This is a genomic window from Kribbella sp. NPDC051137 (assembly GCF_040682535.1).
Classification (GTDB): Bacteria; Actinomycetota; Actinomycetes; order Propionibacteriales; family Kribbellaceae; genus Kribbella; species Kribbella karoonensis.
Map to the genome: position 1 here is coordinate 195,373 of NZ_JBFBBI010000002.1, position 17,199 is coordinate 212,571.

13 protein-coding genes are annotated in these 17,199 nt (G+C 68.2%); 11 read left to right on the plus strand and 2 right to left on the minus strand.

All coding sequences use genetic code 11. From position 1 onward, the window contains the following. Positions 1-6 precede the first annotated feature (6 nt). The 9 genes from AB0M51_RS08315 to AB0M51_RS08355 all read left to right on the plus strand — a co-directional run bounded on the left by AB0M51_RS08315 (position 7) and on the right by AB0M51_RS08355 (position 11,004). Positions 7-1,869 carry a right-handed parallel beta-helix repeat-containing protein gene (locus AB0M51_RS08315; protein WP_344188449.1) on the plus strand — a complete coding sequence of 621 codons (1,863 nt, stop codon included), beginning with the start codon at positions 7-9 and terminating at the stop codon, positions 1,867-1,869. A 5-nt stretch (positions 1,870-1,874) separates the two neighbouring features. Then, positions 1,875-3,716: a right-handed parallel beta-helix repeat-containing protein gene (locus AB0M51_RS08320; protein WP_344188448.1), complete on the plus strand. Its 1,842-nt coding sequence runs from the start codon at positions 1,875-1,877 to the stop codon at positions 3,714-3,716. A 6-nt stretch (positions 3,717-3,722) separates the two neighbouring features. Further along, entirely contained in the window at positions 3,723-4,472 is a 750-nt protein-coding gene (locus tag AB0M51_RS08325; protein ID WP_344188447.1) for an SDR family oxidoreductase, read from the plus strand. After that, positions 4,469-5,656 (plus strand): CoA transferase, encoded by a 1,188-nt coding sequence (locus tag AB0M51_RS08330; RefSeq protein WP_344188446.1) that lies wholly within the window; start codon positions 4,469-4,471, stop codon positions 5,654-5,656. The genes AB0M51_RS08325 and AB0M51_RS08330 overlap by 4 nt, the downstream gene beginning before the upstream one ends. Next, on the plus strand, positions 5,653-6,423 hold the full coding sequence (locus AB0M51_RS08335) for an enoyl-CoA hydratase/isomerase family protein (protein WP_344188445.1): 771 nt from the start codon (positions 5,653-5,655) through the stop codon (positions 6,421-6,423). Before AB0M51_RS08330 ends, AB0M51_RS08335 begins: the two co-directional genes overlap by 4 nt. Before the next feature lie 5 nt (positions 6,424-6,428). Continuing rightward, positions 6,429-7,367, plus strand: coding sequence for an MBL fold metallo-hydrolase (locus AB0M51_RS08340; protein WP_344188444.1), 939 nt, complete (start codon positions 6,429-6,431; stop codon positions 7,365-7,367). Positions 7,368-7,487: 120 nt separating this feature from the next. Beyond that, complete coding sequence (locus AB0M51_RS08345) at positions 7,488-8,504, plus strand: ABC transporter permease subunit (protein ID WP_344188442.1); 1,017 nt, start codon at positions 7,488-7,490, stop codon at positions 8,502-8,504. Then, positions 8,501-9,400: a carbohydrate ABC transporter permease gene (locus AB0M51_RS08350; RefSeq protein WP_344188441.1), complete on the plus strand. Its 900-nt coding sequence runs from the start codon at positions 8,501-8,503 to the stop codon at positions 9,398-9,400. Before AB0M51_RS08345 ends, AB0M51_RS08350 begins: the two co-directional genes overlap by 4 nt. Continuing rightward, positions 9,397-11,004 (plus strand): hypothetical protein, encoded by a 1,608-nt coding sequence (locus AB0M51_RS08355; protein WP_344188440.1) that lies wholly within the window; start codon positions 9,397-9,399, stop codon positions 11,002-11,004. Before AB0M51_RS08350 ends, AB0M51_RS08355 begins: the two co-directional genes overlap by 4 nt. A gap of 157 nt (positions 11,005-11,161) precedes the next feature. Here the strand turns inward: AB0M51_RS08355 and AB0M51_RS08360 are convergent, their stop codons facing one another. Next, positions 11,162-12,388: an SGNH/GDSL hydrolase family protein gene (locus AB0M51_RS08360; RefSeq protein ID WP_344188439.1), complete on the minus strand. Its 1,227-nt coding sequence runs from the start codon at positions 12,386-12,388 to the stop codon at positions 11,162-11,164. 201 nt (positions 12,389-12,589) lie between these two features. On the opposite strand from AB0M51_RS08360, the gene AB0M51_RS08365 reads away from it, so the two are divergent. Then, positions 12,590-13,411: an ATP-grasp domain-containing protein gene (locus AB0M51_RS08365; RefSeq protein WP_344188438.1), complete on the plus strand. Its 822-nt coding sequence runs from the start codon at positions 12,590-12,592 to the stop codon at positions 13,409-13,411. A gap of 2 nt (positions 13,412-13,413) precedes the next feature. Next, entirely contained in the window at positions 13,414-15,915 is a 2,502-nt protein-coding gene (locus AB0M51_RS08370) for a DUF3516 domain-containing protein (RefSeq protein WP_344188437.1), read from the plus strand. Here AB0M51_RS08370 and fabV read toward each other — a convergent pair. Continuing rightward, complete coding sequence (gene fabV / locus AB0M51_RS08375; protein ID WP_344188436.1) at positions 15,902-17,110, minus strand: enoyl-[acyl-carrier-protein] reductase FabV; 1,209 nt, start codon at positions 17,108-17,110, stop codon at positions 15,902-15,904. The genes AB0M51_RS08370 and fabV overlap by 14 nt on opposite strands. Positions 17,111-17,199 lie beyond the last annotated feature (89 nt).

Sequence of the window (17,199 nt, forward strand, 5' to 3'; positions counted from 1 at the left end):
GCCCACATGTCCAAGAGAACCAGGCGTACGGCGTTCAGCGCCGTCGCCGGGGTGGTCGCTGCTGCCCTGGTGACGGTAGCGGCCGTCCAACTCAACGCCCAGCCCGCGGGCGCCGTCGACTGCCAGACCTTCTGGGTTTCGCCGAACGGTGACGACAACGCCAAGGGCACCACCGAGAACGAAGCGTGGAAGACGGTCACCCGGGCTCGCGACGAGATCCGGAACAAGCACCTCAACGACCGGATGAACTGCGACATCACGGTCAACCTGAAGGCCGGCGAGTACCCGGTCACCTCCAGCATCGACTTCGACCAGCAGGACTCCGGGAAGAACGGCCACCGGGTCATCTACCGCAGTGTGGACGGCCCCGGCAAGGCGAACCTCGAAGGCGCCGAGGAGCTCACCGGGTGGACGCCGTACAAGGACGGCATCTACAAGACGAGCTTCGACAAGACCAAGCCGTTCTACACGCTGTTCGAGGACGGCAAGCGCGCCACCAACGCCCGCTATCCGAACCGCGCCACGCCTGACACGTGGGCGCCGTACATGACGTCGATCCTCTACGAAGAGGACAAGATGGACGTCCACAACTGGCTGTGGGGCAAGCCGGGTGACTGGGACCCGACCTGGGACATGAGCCAGGCCTCGGTGACGATCTGGTCCGGCGGCTCGTGGTCGTGGTTCACCGACACCATTCCGCTGCTCGACACCAACTTCAAGAAGACCCAGACCACGCTGAAGTACTTCACCCGCTTCGCGATGGTGAACAGCCGCGGCGGCTCGCGGTACTACTTCCAGAACTCGCTGAGCTTCCTGGACCAGCCGGGTGAGTACTACGTCGACTTCAAGGGCGGCGAGGTCTACTACAAGCCGATGAACGGCACCATGGACGGCGTCAAGGTGATGCGGCCGACCGTGAAGACCGTGCTGAACCTGGCGGGCAAGTCGCCGCAGGACCGGCTGCACGACGTCACGTTCGACGGCCTCGGTGTGCAGTACTCCGACTTCGTCAGCTGGTACCGGGTCGGCTGGAACGCCCCGGGCGACTCGGGCGTCGAGCACAAGTACCCCGAGTACGACCGGCAGATCGAGCTGCCCCGTGACCAGTTCGGCGCGATCACGCTGACCAACACCAGCAACATCGACCTGAGCCGGATGCACATCTCGGACACCGGCTACACCGGCGTGTTCATGCTGTACGCCAACGACCACACCCGGATCACCGACAGCCTGCTCGAGAACATCGGCAACGACGGGATCAAGGTCGAGGGCGGCTGGCCGGGCGAGGGTGACCTGACCAACCACCACACGTTCTCGAACCTGTTCATCGACCACATCGGCGAGCTGGTGCCGGGCGACGCGGCCGGGATCGAGCTGATGGACACCGGTCACAACACGGTGACCAACGTCGAGGTCAAGCACAGCGCCCGCTACGGGATCAGCCTGGAGTCGCGGCCCGAGGTGCAGGACCCGGACCAGTACGAGGGCGGCAACACGTTCAAGTACATCAAGCTCGAGCAGATGGGCCTGGACAGCGGCGACATGGGCGCCTTCTACACGTACGGCGTCGACAACCAGGAGCCGCACCCGATCCAGAACACCGTCGACCAGATGGTGATCGGCGACGTGATCCCGGACCCGTCGATGCCTGACGCGGGCGGTACGCGCGGTGTGCACATGGACGCCGGCGGCTGCGGGTTCGCGATCAGCAACGTCCAGGTCGGCAAGGTGACCGACCAGAAGTACCAGTCGTACAAGTGCAACACGGTCAGCAACGTCGACTGGGAAACCGGCTTCGACACCTCGAAGATGGAGTACGACAAGATCGGCGTCCTGCCGAGCTTCCCGTACGACGTGGCGGGCCGGTGATCGTGATGCCACGGTTCGCGGCAGGTGTACTGGCAGGCCTGGCCCTGCCGGCTCTTCTCCTCGGAGGCGGGGTGGCGGCGCGAGCCGCCGCCTCGGCCGGGGAGAACGCGTGCAGCACGTTCTGGGTCGCGCCGAACGGTAACGACGGTGCGCCCGGTACCGAGTCGAAGCCCTGGAAGACGGTCGAGCACGCCCGGGACACCTTGCGGATGCGAGGGCATGCGGGCTGTACGCCGGTGGTGAACCTGAAGGCCGGCACCTACCAGGTCGACAAGACGATCACCTTCGACGACCGCGACTCCGACGTGACCTACCGCAGCGTGGACGGGCCGGGCAAGGCCGTCTTCGAGGCGGGGCAGGAGGTGACGGGCTGGACGCCGTACAAGGACGGCATCTTCAAGGCGCCGGTGGACATCAGCCAGCCGTTCTACAGCCTGTACGCCGAGGGCAAGCGCGCCACGACGGCGCGCTACCCGAACAAGGAGTCCGACGACAAGTGGGCGCCGTACCTGAAGTCGATCCTGTTCGACTCGACCAAGGAGGCGGTGCACGACCAGCTCGGCTTCAACACCGGCGACATCGACCCGTCCTGGGACCTGCGGCTCGGCACCGACTGGCCGGCGCAGGTGACGGTCTGGTCGGGCGGCTCGTGGTCCTGGTTCACCGACACGATCCCGATGCTCGACATCAACTTCACCAAGAAGCGGACCACGCTGGTCTACCCGGCGCGGTACGGCTTCATCAACTCCGGCGGCGGCTCCCGGTACTACGTGCAGAACTCGCTGAGCCTGCTCGACCAGGCCGGTGAGTACTACCTGGACTACCCGGCGAAGACCCTGTACTACAAGCCGTCCGGCGGCACCATGGACGGCGTCAAGGTGTTCCGGCCGACGCAGACCGAGGTGTTCTCGATCGCCGGCGCGTCCGTGAACCGGCGGGTGGAGAACCTGACGCTCGACGGCTTCACGATCCAGCACACCGACTTCATGCAGTGGTACCGGTACGGCTGGAACGGGACCGGCGACTCGGGGCAGAAGCACAAGTACCCGAAGTACGACACGCAGATCGAGATGCCGCGGAACCAGTGGGGTGCGATCACCCTCACCAACACCCGGGGCGTGACGCTGACCAGGCTGCATCTGCAGCAGACCGGCTTCACCGGGATCGAGTTGCTGTTCGCGAACGAGAAGGCAACCGTGTCGGACAGCCTGCTCGAACACATCGGCAACGACGGCATCAAGGTCGAGGGCGGGTACCCCGGCGAGGGGGACCTGGCGCACGACAACACGTTCACCAACAACTACATCCATCACATCGGTGAACTGGTACCGGGCGACTCGGCCGGCGTCGAGATCATGGACAGCGGCCGCAACCTGGTCAGTCACACCGTCGTCGAACACGGCGCGCGGTACGGCATCAGCATCGAGTCCCGGCCGGAGATCCCGAACGCGGACAACTACACCGGCGGCAACACCGTGAAGTACGTGCGGCTGTCGCATCTCGCGCAGGACAGCGGCGACACCGGTCCGTTCTACGCGTACGGGGTGCGGAACCAGCCGCCGTACACGCCGGACGCTTCGGTGTCGCAGATGATCATCGACGACGCGAACGCCGACCCGTCGATGCCGGACGCCAAGCCGTACGGCGTGCACATGGACTTCGGCGGCTGCGGGTTCGCGTTCTCGGACATCAAGGTGACGAACACCGAGAGCGATCCGTACCACGGGCCGTCGGCCGGTCCCTGCGACACGTTCGCGAACGTGAGCTGGGAGGCCGGGTTCGACGACTCCAAGCTGCAGTACGACCAGATCGGCGTACTGCCATCGTTCCCCTACGAGAAGCCCTGAGAGTTCATGGATACAGAAAGGTTTGCAGGCAAGGTCGCGCTGATCACCGGAGCAGCCTCCGGGATCGGCGCGGCCTCGGCCCGCCGCCTGGCGGCCGAAGGCGCCCAGGTCATCATCTGCGACCGCAACGGCACAGCCGCGCAGCAGCTCGCCGACGAACTGAACACCGCGCGGGCGTTCGAGCTCGATGTGACTGATCTCGAGCGCACGTTGGAGGTGGTCGACGGTTTGGAGCGGGTCGACGTGCTGGTGAGTGCTGCTGGTGTGGATGTCTGCGACACCGTGCCGAACACTTCGCCCGAAGAATGGCGGACGATTCTGGATGTTGATCTGACCGGCGTCTACAACTCCTGTCGCGCCGTCCTGCCGCGGTTTGTCGCACAGGGCGGTGGGGCGATCGTCACGATCTCGTCGGCTATCGGGACCGTGGGAGAGCGCAACAGATCGGCGTACTGCGCCGCGAAGGCGGGCGTGGAGAACCTGACCCGGGCGATGGCGCTCGACCACGGCCGCGACGGGGTCCGCGCGAACTGTGTGGCCCCCGGCCTGATCGACACTCCGTTGATCCGCAACGGCAAGGTCGGCGGCGAGGACGACCCAGGCGCGATGCAGGCGATGGTCGACCGGCACCACGCACTCGGCCGGATCGGGCAGCCGTCCGAGGTGGCCGCCGCGATCGCGTTCCTCGCCAGTGACGACGCGTCGTTCATCACCGGCGCGGTGCTGCCGGTCGACGCGGGCTGGACGGCGCAATGAACATCCTTGGCGGTTACCGGGTCCTCGACCTCTCGGTGGCGATGGCCGGGCCGCTGGCCGCGATGCGGCTCGGTGACCTCGGCGCGGACGTGGTCAAGGTCGAGCCGACGACCGGCGAATGGCAGCGGCACACGTCTGCGGGCGGTGCCGCCGGCAACGAGGTCAACGCTTCCTTCCTCTCGCTGAACCGCAACAAGCGCAGCCTGGCCGTGGACCTCAAGTCCGACGAGGGCCGCGAACTCCTGTACGAGCTGGTGCGGACGTCGGACGTGTTCCTGCAGAACTACCGCCCTGGCGTGGCTGCACGACTGGGCGTCGATTACGCCACCCTGCGCGCCCTCAAGCCCTCCCTGGTTTACGTATCGATCTCCGGGTACGGCGAGACCGGTCCGTACGCCGAGTGGCCCGGGCAGGACCTCCTGGTGCAGGCGATGAGCGGTGCGCTGTTCAGTGCCGGCCGCCCGGATGAGCCGCCCGTCGCCGCGCCGTACTTCCTAGCCGACGCGGTAACGGCGTACAGCGCGTTCGAAGGAGTCCTGGCTGCTCTTTTGCACCGGGAGCGGACAGGCGAAGGACAGCTTGTCGAGGTGAACATGCTGGACGCCGTGATCGCCCTGCAGATGCAGGAGCTGTCGGTGCACACCGTCGGCGGCGTACCGCAGACACGGTCGGAGGAGGTCCACGCGCACAGCTACATCCGGGCGCCGTACGGGATCTTCACCACCGCCGACGGCTACATCTCGCTGGCGTTCGCGAACCTGCCTGTACTGGCGGAGGTGCTGGACGCGCCGCAGCTGGCCGGGCTGGACGCGGAACGGGACGGGTTCGCGCGACGGGACGAGATCGCCGCGGCGGTGTCGGCGGCGCTACGGCGCGAGTCGACGGAGCACTGGATGCTGAAGCTGCGGGAACGCGGCGTGTGGTGCGGGCCGGTGCTGTCGTACGACGACCTGCGCACAGACCCGCAAGTCCTCCACAACGAGTCCTTCGTGACGTACGAACACCCGACTGAGGGAACTGTGACGACCCCCGGGTTCCCGTACCGGTTCAGCCGGACACCGGCCGACGTACTGCGGCCCGCGCCGCTGGTAGGCGAGCACACGGTCGAGCTGTTGGAGGAGCTGGGGCTGTCTCCGGCGAAACAGCAGACGCTTCTGGAGCAGGGGTACGTGGTGGCCTCATGACGGGGCGGATCCGCTTCGAGCAGGACGGGTACGTCGGCGTACTGACGCTGGACCGGCCGGAGAAGCTGAACGCCGCGACCCGGTCGATGAGCGCCGAGCTGCTCGAGCTCATCCCACGGATCGACGACGACCCGTCGATCCGCGCGGTCGTGGTGACCGGCGCGGGCGAGCGGGCGTTCTCGGTCGGCAGCGACGTCGGCGAGCTCGACCGGTACGACGGCCCGTGGCACTTCCGGAACCGCCGCGACTACTGCGACGCGCTGCGCTCGCTCCGGACGCCGGTGATCGCCGCGGTCAACGGCTACGCGTACGGCGGCGGCCTCGAGCTCGCGCTGTCCTGCGACATCCGGCTGGCCGCGACGACGGCGAGCTTCGCGGCGGCGGAGATCAAGCTCGGCTGGATCGGCGGCGGCGGAGTGACCGCCCTCCTCGCCGCCTCGGTACCGGCCACCGACGCCGCGACCCTGCTGCTCACCGGCGACCCGATCGACGCCGTCGAGGCGCTCCGGATCGGCCTGGTCAGCAAGCTCGTCGAGCCTGCCGAACTGTTGCCGGCCGCAACCGAGCTGGCACAGCGGATCGCTTCCCGCCCGCCGATCGCCGCGGCCGCCGCCAAGGCCAACCTGCGCGCGGCCTGGTCGATGGGCCTGGAGGCAGCGATCCAGTACGAACGCGAACTCCAGGCGGTTGCCCTGGGCACCCAGGACGCCGCGGAAGGACGCGCGGCGTTCGCGGAACGGCGTACCGGCAACTTCGAGGGACGGTGAGCACGATGGCTACCGAGATCGCGCCCGGGATCCACCGGTTGGCGACCGACTACCCGCACGTGTGCGGGCTGCCGCTCTGGCTGCACGTGATCGACGCCGGCTCCGAGCTGGTTCTGCTGGACGCCGGCATCGCGTCGACGCCCGAGTCGTCGACCGCGCCCGAGCTGGCCGCGCTCGGCCTCGGCCTGTCGGATCTGACGCTGGTGGTCAACAGCCACGCGCATCCTGACCACATGGGCGGCAACGCCGTACTGAAGAAGCACAGCGGCGCCCGGTTCGCCGCGCCGGCGCTGGAGGCCGGCTGGCTGGAGGACAACGAGCGGCTGGTGACCGAGCTGTGGGGTTCGGACCCGGACGCGATGGACCTGTCCGAGGACGAGCGGGCGGAGTTGTTCGGGATGCTCGACGAGCGGGTGCGCATCGACGTACTGCTGCGCGACGGGGACCGGCTGCCGGGCGAGCGCCCGCTGCAGGTGATCACGACCAGCGGCCACAGCCCGGGGCACATCGCCGTACTGGACGAGACGTCGCGGACGCTGTTCACGTTCGACGACGTGCAGGGGCGCGGGCGGCCGTACCTGGACAGCGACCTGTGGCTGGCGCCGCTCTACACCGACGTCACACGGTACTCGGCCGGGCTGGCCCGGCTGCTGGAGCTGGACTTCGACGTACTGGTCCCGTCGCACGGAGACGCGATCGACGGGACCGCCGGGCGGAAGCTGATCGAGGAGAGCCTGGAGTGGGTGAGCACCGTCGACACGCTGACCGCCCGGCTGCTCCGGAGCCGGGGCTCGCTGACTGTCCGTGATCTCGCCGATGCCATCGGTACCGAGCTCGGAACGTACGGCGGGATCAACCTGCAGACCGTCCGGATGGCCCGCGCGCACCTCGAGCACCTGGCCCGGACGGGCACCGCCGAAACCCGCTGGCACCGGCGCGGCTGACCGGATTCCGGCAGACACTCCGACAAGAGCTGCGCGACTCCCCAACACCGGAGACAGTCGGACACGGGGGTAGGGAAAGCGTTCTCCGACCGTGGGGGGAGACGACCCTGGGAGTGCCGCGTGGCTCAAACAGACCGAAGCCCCAGCCGACTGACCACAGCTGTGCCGCCGACCGGCTCCGGACCGCCGGGCATCGTCACGGACAGTACATCTGCCGCCGCCAAGCCGTTGTCGTGGTGGGCGCGTGCCAAACGGGACAAGGTCCTGCTGCTGATGGCACTGCCCGGGCTCGTGCTGCTGCTGGCGTTCCACTACCTGCCGTTGCTCGGGAACCTGATCGCGTTCCAGGAGTACCTGCCGTTCGTCCCGCTCGGCCGCAGCGCCTGGGTCGGGCTGGACAACTTCGCGGTGATCTTCAACGGCGACGCCGAGTTCCTGAACGCCCTCAAGAACACACTGCTGATCACGCTGGTCCAGGTGATCTTCGTGTTCCCGGCGCCGATCGCGCTGGCGCTGCTGCTGAACAGCCTGCTGTCCGAGCGGATCAAGCGCGTCGTCCAGTCGGTGCTGTACCTGCCGCACTTCCTGTCCTGGGTGATCGTGATCGCGATCTTCCAGCAGATCCTCGGCGGCAGCGGCCTGATCAACAACTTCCTGCGCTCGCACGGCATGGGCACGATCGACTTCCTCGGCAACCCGGACGGCTTCATCGCGCTGCTCACCAGCCAGGTGATCTGGAAGGACACCGGCTGGGGGACGATCCTGTTCCTGGCCGCGCTGACCCAGATCGATCCCGGGCTGTACGAGGCCGCGCGGGTCGACGGCGCGTCCCGCTGGCGGCAACTGTGGCACGTCACCGTGCCCGGGATCCGCAGCCTGATCATCCTGCTGCTGATCCTGCGGCTCGGCGACTCGCTGACCGTCGGGTTCGAGCAGATCATCCTGCAGCAGAACCTGGTCGGCCGGCCGGCGAGCGAAGTACTCGACACGTACGTCTACAACAACGGCGTACTGGCCGGGCAGTGGGGCGTATCGGCCGCTGTCGGGCTGGTCAAGGGACTCGTTGCCGTCGTCCTGGTGATCGGCGCCAACAAGATCGCGCACATCTTCGGTGAGGCGGGGGTGTATCAGAAATGAGTGTTCTGGAGCAGAGGGGAATCGACGACGGCCCGGCGATGTCGTCGCGGGTGCTCAAGGGCGTCGTGCTGGTGGTCTGCTGCGCGGTCGTCGTCATCCCGTTCCTCGGGGTGATCTCGACAAGCATCGCCAGCCAGCAGCACGTCACGAACTCCGGCGGCTTCGTGCTCTGGCCGGACGGGCTCAACTGGGACGCGTACAAGGCGATCTTCAACGGCGGCGTCGTCCAACGGGCCCTCGGGGTCAGCGTACTGATCGCGGTCGGCGGCACGCTGGTCAGCCTCGCCGGGTCGACGATGCTGGCGTACGCGCTCAGCCGGCGCGGCTCGTTCGGGCAGCGGCCGATCCTGATGATCGTGCTGTTCAGCCTGTTGTTCAGCCCCGGGCTGATCCCGAACTACCTGGTGGTGAAGGAGTTCGGGCTGCTCGACTCGCTGCTCGCGCTGATCCTGCCGACCGCGATCAGCGGCTTCAACGTGATCGTGCTGCGCTCGTTCTTCATGGGCATCCCGGACTCGGTCCTCGACTCCGCCCGCGTCGACGGGGCCGGTGACTTCCGGATCTTCTGGTCGATCGTGCTGCCGCTGTCCAAGGCCGTTCTCGCGGTCGTCGGGCTGTTCTACGCGGTCGGGTACTGGAACGCGTTCTTCAACGCGATGCTCTACATCAACGACACCGCGAAATGGCCGCTGCAGCTGGTACTGCGTACGTACGTCATCAACAACACCGAGCTGAGCAGCGGGGACCTCGGCGGCGCGGCGGCCGACCAGTTGCCGCCGCAGGAGTCGATCCAGATGGCGATCCTGGTGGTGTCGCTGGTGCCGATCCTGATCGTGTACCCGTTCCTGCAACGGCACTTCGCCAAGGGCATGATGACCGGGGCGGTGAAGGGATGACTCTGCGTCGAAGGACGTTCCTGGCCGGATCGATCGCCGCCGCCGGCGCCCTGACCGGGTGCTCCACGGTGACCCGGTCTACCGACATCGCGGCGCTGAACAAACCGGTCGAGCTGCCGACGTACAAGCGGTTCGACGGGCCGAAGCCGGACCTGCCGCGCAGCCATCCGCTGATGCCGGACTGCTTCTACCGGTTCCCGGAGCATCCGGCGAAGGTCACCAGCGGCGTACCCGGCGACGGGCACACCGTGTCCGGTACGACGTTGACGTCGAACCCGATTCCGCCGACCGCGGACCGGAACCCGTACTGGCAGGAGCTGAACCGGCGGCTCGGGGCACCGCTCGAGCTGAACATCACGGCGGCCGCCGACTACCCGAACAAGTTCGCCACGTCGGTGGCCGGTGACACGTTGGGCGACCTGTTCAACGTGGACGGCGGGTTCGCGTACCTGCCGCAGTTCCTGGAGGCGCGGGCCCAGGACCTGACCGAGTACCTGTCCGGGGACGCGATCCTCGAGTACCCGTTCCTGGCGAACGCGCCGCAGGCGTCCTGGCGCGGCTGCGTGTTCTCCGGCGGCATCCGCGCCGTACCGATCCAGCGCGGGATCATGTCGTCGAACACGCTGCTCGCCCGGCAGGACCTACTCGACAAGCTCGGCGTCGAGCTCGGGTCGCCGACGCCCGACGAACTGCAGAAGGTGGCGAAGGCGGTCACCGACGGGCGGAAGAACCGGTGGGGGTTCGCGGTACCGCCGACCGCGGCGCTCAGCGCGATGCTTGGCCTGCCCAACGGATGGGAGGTGCGGGACGGGAAGCTCGTGCACAGCCGGGAACTGCCGGAGCACAAGGAGATGCTGGCGATCACCCGGCAGATGGTGAAGGACGGTGTGATCCACCCGGACGGGGTCGCGAAGGCGAACCAGAAGGTGTGGTTCACACAGGGGTCGGCGGTGATGACGCAGGACACGTACTCGTCGATCCAGAGCTTCTACCGGCGGGCCACCGACCAGTCGTTCAGCATCTCGATCCCGGTACCGCGGGCCGCGGACGGGAAGGTGGGCCGGGTGTTGCTCGGGTCGCCGAACAACTCGATCGCCGCGATCCGGCCGGGGTCGCCGGCGCGGATCAAGACGTTGCTGCGGGTGCTGAACTGGTTCGCCGCGCCGTTCGGGACCGAGGAGTACCTGTTCCGGAAATTCGGTCTTCCTGGGCGGCACTACACGTTGGACGGGACGGACCCGGTGCTGACGAAGGACGGCGGGAGCGAGGTCTGTCTCGGGGAGTTCCCGATCCAGTACCTTGCGGACGGTCCGTATCCCACGTACTTCCCCGGGCATCCCGAGGCGGTCGACACGGCGTACGCACACTTCAAGGCGGTGCTTCCGACGGCGATCACGTCACCGACGTACGGTCTGTACTCACCCACCCAGTCGACCAAGGGCAAGATTCTCGACACCCGGATGGACTCGCTCACCAAGGACATCCAACTGGGCCGAGCCGACCTCAGCTCCTGGGACAAAGCGGTCGCCGACTACCGCAAGTCCGGCGCCGACGCCATCCGCAACGAACTCGAACAGGCACTGGCGATCAGGGGCGAGAAGTGAGCTGAACCGGGGAGAGCCTTCAGGTAGTGCGCCGGCAGCAGCAGCGCGGAGGACGAGCGGAAGCCACCACCAGACCACCCGGCAACCCGGTCACCCGTCTCGGCGCCTCTTCCATCCGCCCGCCCGTCGCCCGCCAGGGCGACGGGCGGGCGTGCTGTTACATGCACCGAAGAGAATCCAGGTTGGGAGCATTACCCATAGCGGCGTTTCCGGCGTCGTTGGGGTGGAGGCCGTCGCCGCCGTCGTACGCCGGGGCCAGGCGGCTCGGGTCGGCCGGGTCTCGGGTGGCCGCGTCGAAGTCGGCTACGCCGTCGAACTCGCCGCTGGTGCGGATGAACGTGTTGACGGCCTGGCGGACCGCCTCCTTCTCCGGGCTGTAGACGAACGAGCTGCCCATCGGCGTGAGGGTCCCACCGACGATGCACCGCCCGGACGCGTGCACCCGGGCGATCAGCTGGCGGTAGCCCGCGATCAGTTGGTCGGTGGTGGCGCCGGCGTAGATATCGTTGATGCCCTCCAGCAGCAGCACGGTCCGTACGCCGGGCTTGGTCAGCACGTCCTTGTCGAGTCGCGCCAGCGCACTCGCCCCGGCGCTGCCTGCCTTCGCGACACCGCCGAGGACGCGGTTGCCCGAGATGCCCTCGTTGGAGATCGCCAGCCGGCGCGGTTCCGGCAGTTCCGCGTACCGGTCGGCCAGGATGTCCGGCCAGCGCCGGTTTGTGTCGATCGTCGTACCGACCGACGACGTGATCGAGTCGCCGAGCGTGGCCACGGTCTGGACCTGCTCCGGGGCGTCGACGATCGCGGCGTTCACGAAGTACCAGGCCGCGGATTCGGTCTGGTACGCCGTACTCGTCTCGTCGGCGGCGTGGTCGCCCGAGGTCGACTTGTAGCTGTGCTGCATCGCCCGGTTGTGTGCGGTGATCACGCCTGTCGTCCCGACCACGTGCAGGCTGACCGTCAGACTCGTCAGCGCGGGCACCGTCCCGGGGAGCGGGTCGCTGATCGCCATCGCGCCCGGCGGGATCGTCACCGTCGTACTGCCTCCGAACGTCAACCGCCGGCTCGACCCGGGCACCACGCTCGCTCCGGTCGCCTGCCGGCCGACGTACGCCGAGTCGGTCACCAGCGGCTGGTCCCCGTTCGCGTTCGAGATCCGGATCCGCAGATCGTTCCCGCCGACGCTGGTCCGCAGCACGTTCCGCACGGTCATGTCGGTCAGCGTCCCGCCGGCGATGTCGTCGGCCGCGCCCCACGTGGTCACCAGCACGTCGGCCGCGCCCTGATCGCCCGGATCGTCCGTGGTCGCGGCGCTCACCAGACCCGCCGCACCCATCGCTGTCACCAGCAAACTCGCGCCCATCCGGCGCCATGTCATCGTCATGCGCATCAAGTCACCTCCGAATACTTACGCATGCAATCGTTTGCAAAGATTCTGTCGCCGAACGGTCGCGTCCGCGAGCCGAACGGTGCGTCTCCCGCTCGACAGGACGTATCAGGCCACTGCCGCGGGTCGCCCGGCGCGAGGAGCGGGGTCCAGGGATATACGCCGTGTCGAGCTGCAGATTCTGCGACCATCGACGGCATGTTGCTCGTACCGTCCGACCCGTTGAACCCACGGCGCGTCGACCCGCACTTCGCCGGTCAGGCCACGGCGGCCCGGGACCGCGGCATCCCGGTCGCCCGGATCGACCACGACGCGATCGGCGATCCGGAGCGGGCGGTCGCCGGTGTACCGCCGGCGGAGGACGCGGTGTACCGCGGCTGGATGATGTCGGCGGCGGAGTACGACGGGTTCGCGCAGGCGCTCGCCGCGCGCGACGTGCTTCTTCGGACGTCGCCCGCCGCCTACCGCGCCGCGCACGAGTTGCCCGGCTGGTACGACGTGGTCCGCGAGCTCACGCCCGCGTCGACGTGGACCGACGGGGACGACGTACCGCAACTGGTGACTGCCGCGGAGCGGCTGGGGACGGGTCCCGCAGTACTGCGGGACTACGTCAAGTCGATGAAGCACTACTGGGACGAGGCGGCCTACATTCCGGAGCTGGCTGATCGGGAAGGCGTCGAGCGGGTGGCGCGGAGATTCCGCGAGCTGCGGGAGGACTCCTTCACCGGCGGGTACGTGCTGCGGCGGTTCGAGGACTTCGTCGGCGCCGAGGCGCGGACCTGGTGGGTCGACGGGCGGTGTGTGCTCGTCACGCCACACCCGGACACGCCGAACGACCTGCCCGAAGGGTCGAGCTTCCCCGAGCTGGCCCTGGACCTGCCGTTCGTGACGGTGGATGTGGTGTGGCGAGCGGACGGGGTTCTGCGGGTGGTGGAGGTCGGGGACGGACAGGTGAGCGACTGGCCGGGGACGTGGGACCCGGCGGCGTTGGTGGATTGTCTGTTCAGGGACAATAGGTAGTGATGACGCTTACTGAGAAACTTCCGGGGACCACCGAGCCTGACGACCTGTTCGACGCCTTTCAGGGGTGGGTGGGGGAGCAGGGGATCTCGTTGTACCCGGCTCAGGAAGAGGCGTTGATCGAGGTCATGACCGGGTCGAACGTGATCCTGTCGACGCCGACCGGGTCCGGGAAGAGCCTGGTTGCCACCGGCGCGCACTTCGCCGCGCTCGCGAACGGGCAGCGGACCTTCTACACCGCGCCGATCAAGGCCCTGGTCTCGGAGAAGTTCTTCGCGTTGTGCGACATCTTCGGCGCGGACAAGGTCGGCATGCTGACCGGTGACGCCGCCGTCAACGCGTCGGCCCCGATCATCTGCTGTACGGCCGAGGTGCTCGCGAACATCGCGCTCCGCGAAGGCGCCGAGGCGGACATCGGCCAGGTCGTGATGGACGAGTTCCACTTCTACTCGGAGCCGGACCGCGGCTGGGCGTGGCAGGTCCCGCTGCTGGAGCTGCCGAAGGCGCAGTTCGTCCTGATGTCCGCGACCCTCGGCGACGTCGAGCGTTTCAAGATCGACCTGTCCCGGCGCACCGGCCGCCCGACCGCGATCGTCGCGTCCGGCGAACGCCCGGTCCCGCTGATCTACAAGTACGTCACGACCGCGCTGCACGAGACCCTCGAAGAGCTGCTCACCACACACCAGGCCCCGGTGTACGTCGTGCACTTCACCCAGGCGGCCGCCCTCGAACGCGCGCAGGCCCTGATGAGCATCAACGTCTCCACGAAGGAGGAGAAGGAGAAGCTCAATGAGCTGATCGGCAACTTCCGGTTCAGCAAGGGCTTCGGCCGGACCCTGCAGCGGCTCGTGAAGCACGGCATCGGGGTCCACCACGCCGGCATGCTCCCGAAGTACCGGCGGCTCGTCGAGCAGCTCGCGCAGGCCGGTCTGCTCAAGGTGATCTGCGGCACCGACACCCTCGGCGTCGGCATCAACGTCCCGATCCGGACCGTCGTACTCACAGCGCTCAGCAAGTACGACGGACGCCGCCAGCGGATCCTCAAGGCGCGCGAGTTCCACCAGATCGCGGGCCGCGCCGGGCGGGCCGGGTACGACACGTCCGGCACCGTCGTCGTCCAGGCCCCGGACCACGTCGTCGAGAACGTGAAGGCCCTCGCGAAGGCCGGCGACGACCCGAAGAAGCAGCGCAAGGTGCAGCGGAAGAAGCCGCCGGAAGGGTTCGTGACCTGGGGCGAGGACACGTTCGACCGGCTGGTCGCGGCCGAACCGGAGGTGCTGCAGTCCCGGATGCGGGTCAGCCACGCGATGCTGCTGAACGTGATCGCCCGCGACGGCAACGCGTTCGAGAGCATGCGGCAGCTGCTCCGCGACAACCACGAGGACTCCCGGTCGCAGGTCCGGCTGATCCGGCGCGCGATCCAGATCTACCGCACGCTGGTCACCGCGGGTGTCGTCGAACGCCTCGACGAGCCCGACGAGAACGGCCGTATCCTCCGGCTGACCGTCGACCTGCAGAAGGACTTCAGCCTCAACCAGCCGCTGTCCACGTTCGCGCTGGCCGCCCTCGACCTGCTCGACCCGGCGGATCCGTCGTACGCGCTCGACGTGGTCTCGATCATCGAGGCGACGCTGGAGGACCCGCGCGCGGTGCTCTGGGCGCAGGAGCACCACGCCAAGGGCGAGGCCGTGAACGCGATGAAGGCCCAGGGCATCGAGTACGACGAACGGATGGAGCTGCTCGAGGACGTCAGCTGGCCGAAGCCGCTCCAGGAGTTGCTCGAGGCAACGTTCGAGATGTACCGGCAGACGCATCCGTGGATCGCGGACACCGGGCTGTCACCGAAGGCCGTCGTCCGGGACATGTTCGAGCGGGCGATGACGTTCGGCGAGTTCATCGGGTACTACGGGCTGGCGCGCTCGGAGGGCGTCGTACTGCGGTATCTGAGCGACGCGTACAAGGCGTTGCGGCAGACCGTCCCGCCGGACAAGGTCGACGAGGACCTGGCCGACCTGATCGAGTGGCTCGGCGAGGTCGTCCGGCAGACCGACTCCAGCCTGCTCGACGAGTGGGAGGAACTGACCAACCCCGCCGACGAGACGCAGGTCGAGGTCGTGCCGGCCGGGCCGCGCCGGATCACCTTGAATACCAGGGCCTTCCGGGTACTCGTCCGGAACGCGATGTTCCGCCGCGTCGAGCTGCTCGCCCTGCACCGCTGGGCCGAGCTGGGTCAACTCGACGGCGAAGCCGGCTGGGACGCGGGCCGCTGGGCCGAGGCCGGTACGGCGTACTACGCCGAACACGAGGTCGTCGGCACCGGCCCGGAAGCCCGCGGTCCCGCGCTGTTCCTGGTCGAGGAACACCCGGGCTACTGGGAGGTCCAGCAGATCATCGACGACCCGGAAGGCAACCACGACTGGCGGATCACCGCGTCCGTCGACCTGGCCGCGTCCGACGAGGCGGCCGAGCTGGTCCTGGAGATGGTCTCGTTCAAACCCCTGTAGGCCACGCGACGTCGACCTCGGTCTCCGCGTCGTAGTCCACGTCCTGTACGTCGAACCCGTACAGCCGGCGGACCTCGGCGAAGAACCAGTCGGTGTCCGCGAGCTTGGTGAGATTGTCCCTGGTCGCGGACTGCCAGCTGGCACGGACGGCTTCCTGCACCTCGTGGGCGAGCTCCCACCGGTCGAGGCGGATGCGGCCGGCCTCGTCGAGGTCCAGCGGGACAGCGCCGGTGAGCTGGCCCCAGAGTGCGGCCGACTGCTCGATCGGGGTCTGCCAGTCCGGCGCGACATCCGCAGCGCCGAGAACGTTGTGCAGCAGGCTGACGTACAGTCCGATCCCCGGGATCGCCGACGACGCCTGGGTCACGGCGGCGCCGTTCACCGAGGTCATCGCGGTCACGCCGTCGGCCGCCAGCTTCAGCGCGGTCTGCTCGAGGTCGGCCTTCGCGGCGCCGATCGAACCCTGGCGGTAGAGCGGGCCGGTGAGCTCCGAGCCGATGTAGGTGAGTGCGACGGTGTTGAACCCGGAGTTGAGCAGGTCGCGTTCCTGCAGCGCGGCGACCCAGCGGGTCCAGTCCTCGCCGCCCATCACCTTCACGGTCTGGGCGATCTCGTCGTCGTTCGCGACCTCGATCGGGACGGCCTCCTGCAGCACCGGCTCGCCGTCCTCGAAGGCCAGGCTCTTCGTGCTGTGCGGGGAGCCGATCGCCTTCAGCACCGACTGGTACGTCTCGCCGGTGCGAGGGTCGGTACGGCGCGGCGCGGCGACGCTGTAAATCAGGTGGTCGATCCTGCCGAGCTTCGCCGCGACCAGGTCGAGCACCTCGTCCTTGGTGGTGTCGGCGAAGGCGTCCGCGTTGACGAAGCTCCACGAGCGGCCGAGCTCCGCGGCCAGCGCGGCGGTCTCCGCGGTCCGGTACCACCCGGCGGTCGCCGTACGACGGGCGGTGGCCGCCTTCTCGAAGCAGACGCCGACCCCGTCGATCCCGTAGCGGGCGAGCCCCGCGATCGTGGTCGCGAGCCCGTACCCCGAGCTCGACCCGATCACCAGCGCCGTACGCCGCTCCGCCGGCTCGCCACCTGTGGGCCCAGCGACCTCGGCCGCCATGTCCCGCACCACCCGGGCACACCCCGCCGGATGCGAGTCCAGGAACAGAAAACCCCGCCCGACCGGCTTCACCACACGCGCACTCATGCGGAAGACCCTAACCCGTGACCCGCGGCCGGGTTGTGTGACGGCTGGCGTGCTGCAACCCGTCAGCGGTGAAACAAGCCGGCAGTGGA

Excerpts from the sequence above, each read along its gene's own strand:
- AB0M51_RS08315 (WP_344188449.1), top strand. The coding sequence starts at position 7 with ATGTCCAAGAGAACCAGGCGTACGGCGTTCAGCGCCGTCGCCGGGGTG.
- AB0M51_RS08320 (WP_344188448.1), top strand. The coding sequence starts at position 1,875 with ATGCCACGGTTCGCGGCAGGTGTACTGGCAGGCCTGGCCCTGCCGGCT.
- AB0M51_RS08325 (WP_344188447.1), top strand. The coding sequence starts at position 3,723 with ATGGATACAGAAAGGTTTGCAGGCAAGGTCGCGCTGATCACCGGAGCA.
- AB0M51_RS08330 (WP_344188446.1), top strand. The coding sequence starts at position 4,469 with ATGAACATCCTTGGCGGTTACCGGGTCCTCGACCTCTCGGTGGCGATG.
- AB0M51_RS08335 (WP_344188445.1), top strand. The coding sequence starts at position 5,653 with ATGACGGGGCGGATCCGCTTCGAGCAGGACGGGTACGTCGGCGTACTG.
- AB0M51_RS08340 (WP_344188444.1), top strand. The coding sequence starts at position 6,429 with ATGGCTACCGAGATCGCGCCCGGGATCCACCGGTTGGCGACCGACTAC.
- AB0M51_RS08350 (WP_344188441.1), top strand. The coding sequence starts at position 8,501 with ATGAGTGTTCTGGAGCAGAGGGGAATCGACGACGGCCCGGCGATGTCG.
- AB0M51_RS08355 (WP_344188440.1), top strand. The coding sequence starts at position 9,397 with ATGACTCTGCGTCGAAGGACGTTCCTGGCCGGATCGATCGCCGCCGCC.
- AB0M51_RS08360 (WP_344188439.1), bottom strand. The coding sequence starts at position 12,388 with ATGACGATGACATGGCGCCGGATGGGCGCGAGTTTGCTGGTGACAGCG.
- AB0M51_RS08365 (WP_344188438.1), top strand. The coding sequence starts at position 12,590 with ATGTTGCTCGTACCGTCCGACCCGTTGAACCCACGGCGCGTCGACCCG.
- AB0M51_RS08370 (WP_344188437.1), top strand. The coding sequence starts at position 13,414 with ATGACGCTTACTGAGAAACTTCCGGGGACCACCGAGCCTGACGACCTG.
- fabV (WP_344188436.1), bottom strand. The coding sequence starts at position 17,110 with ATGAGTGCGCGTGTGGTGAAGCCGGTCGGGCGGGGTTTTCTGTTCCTG.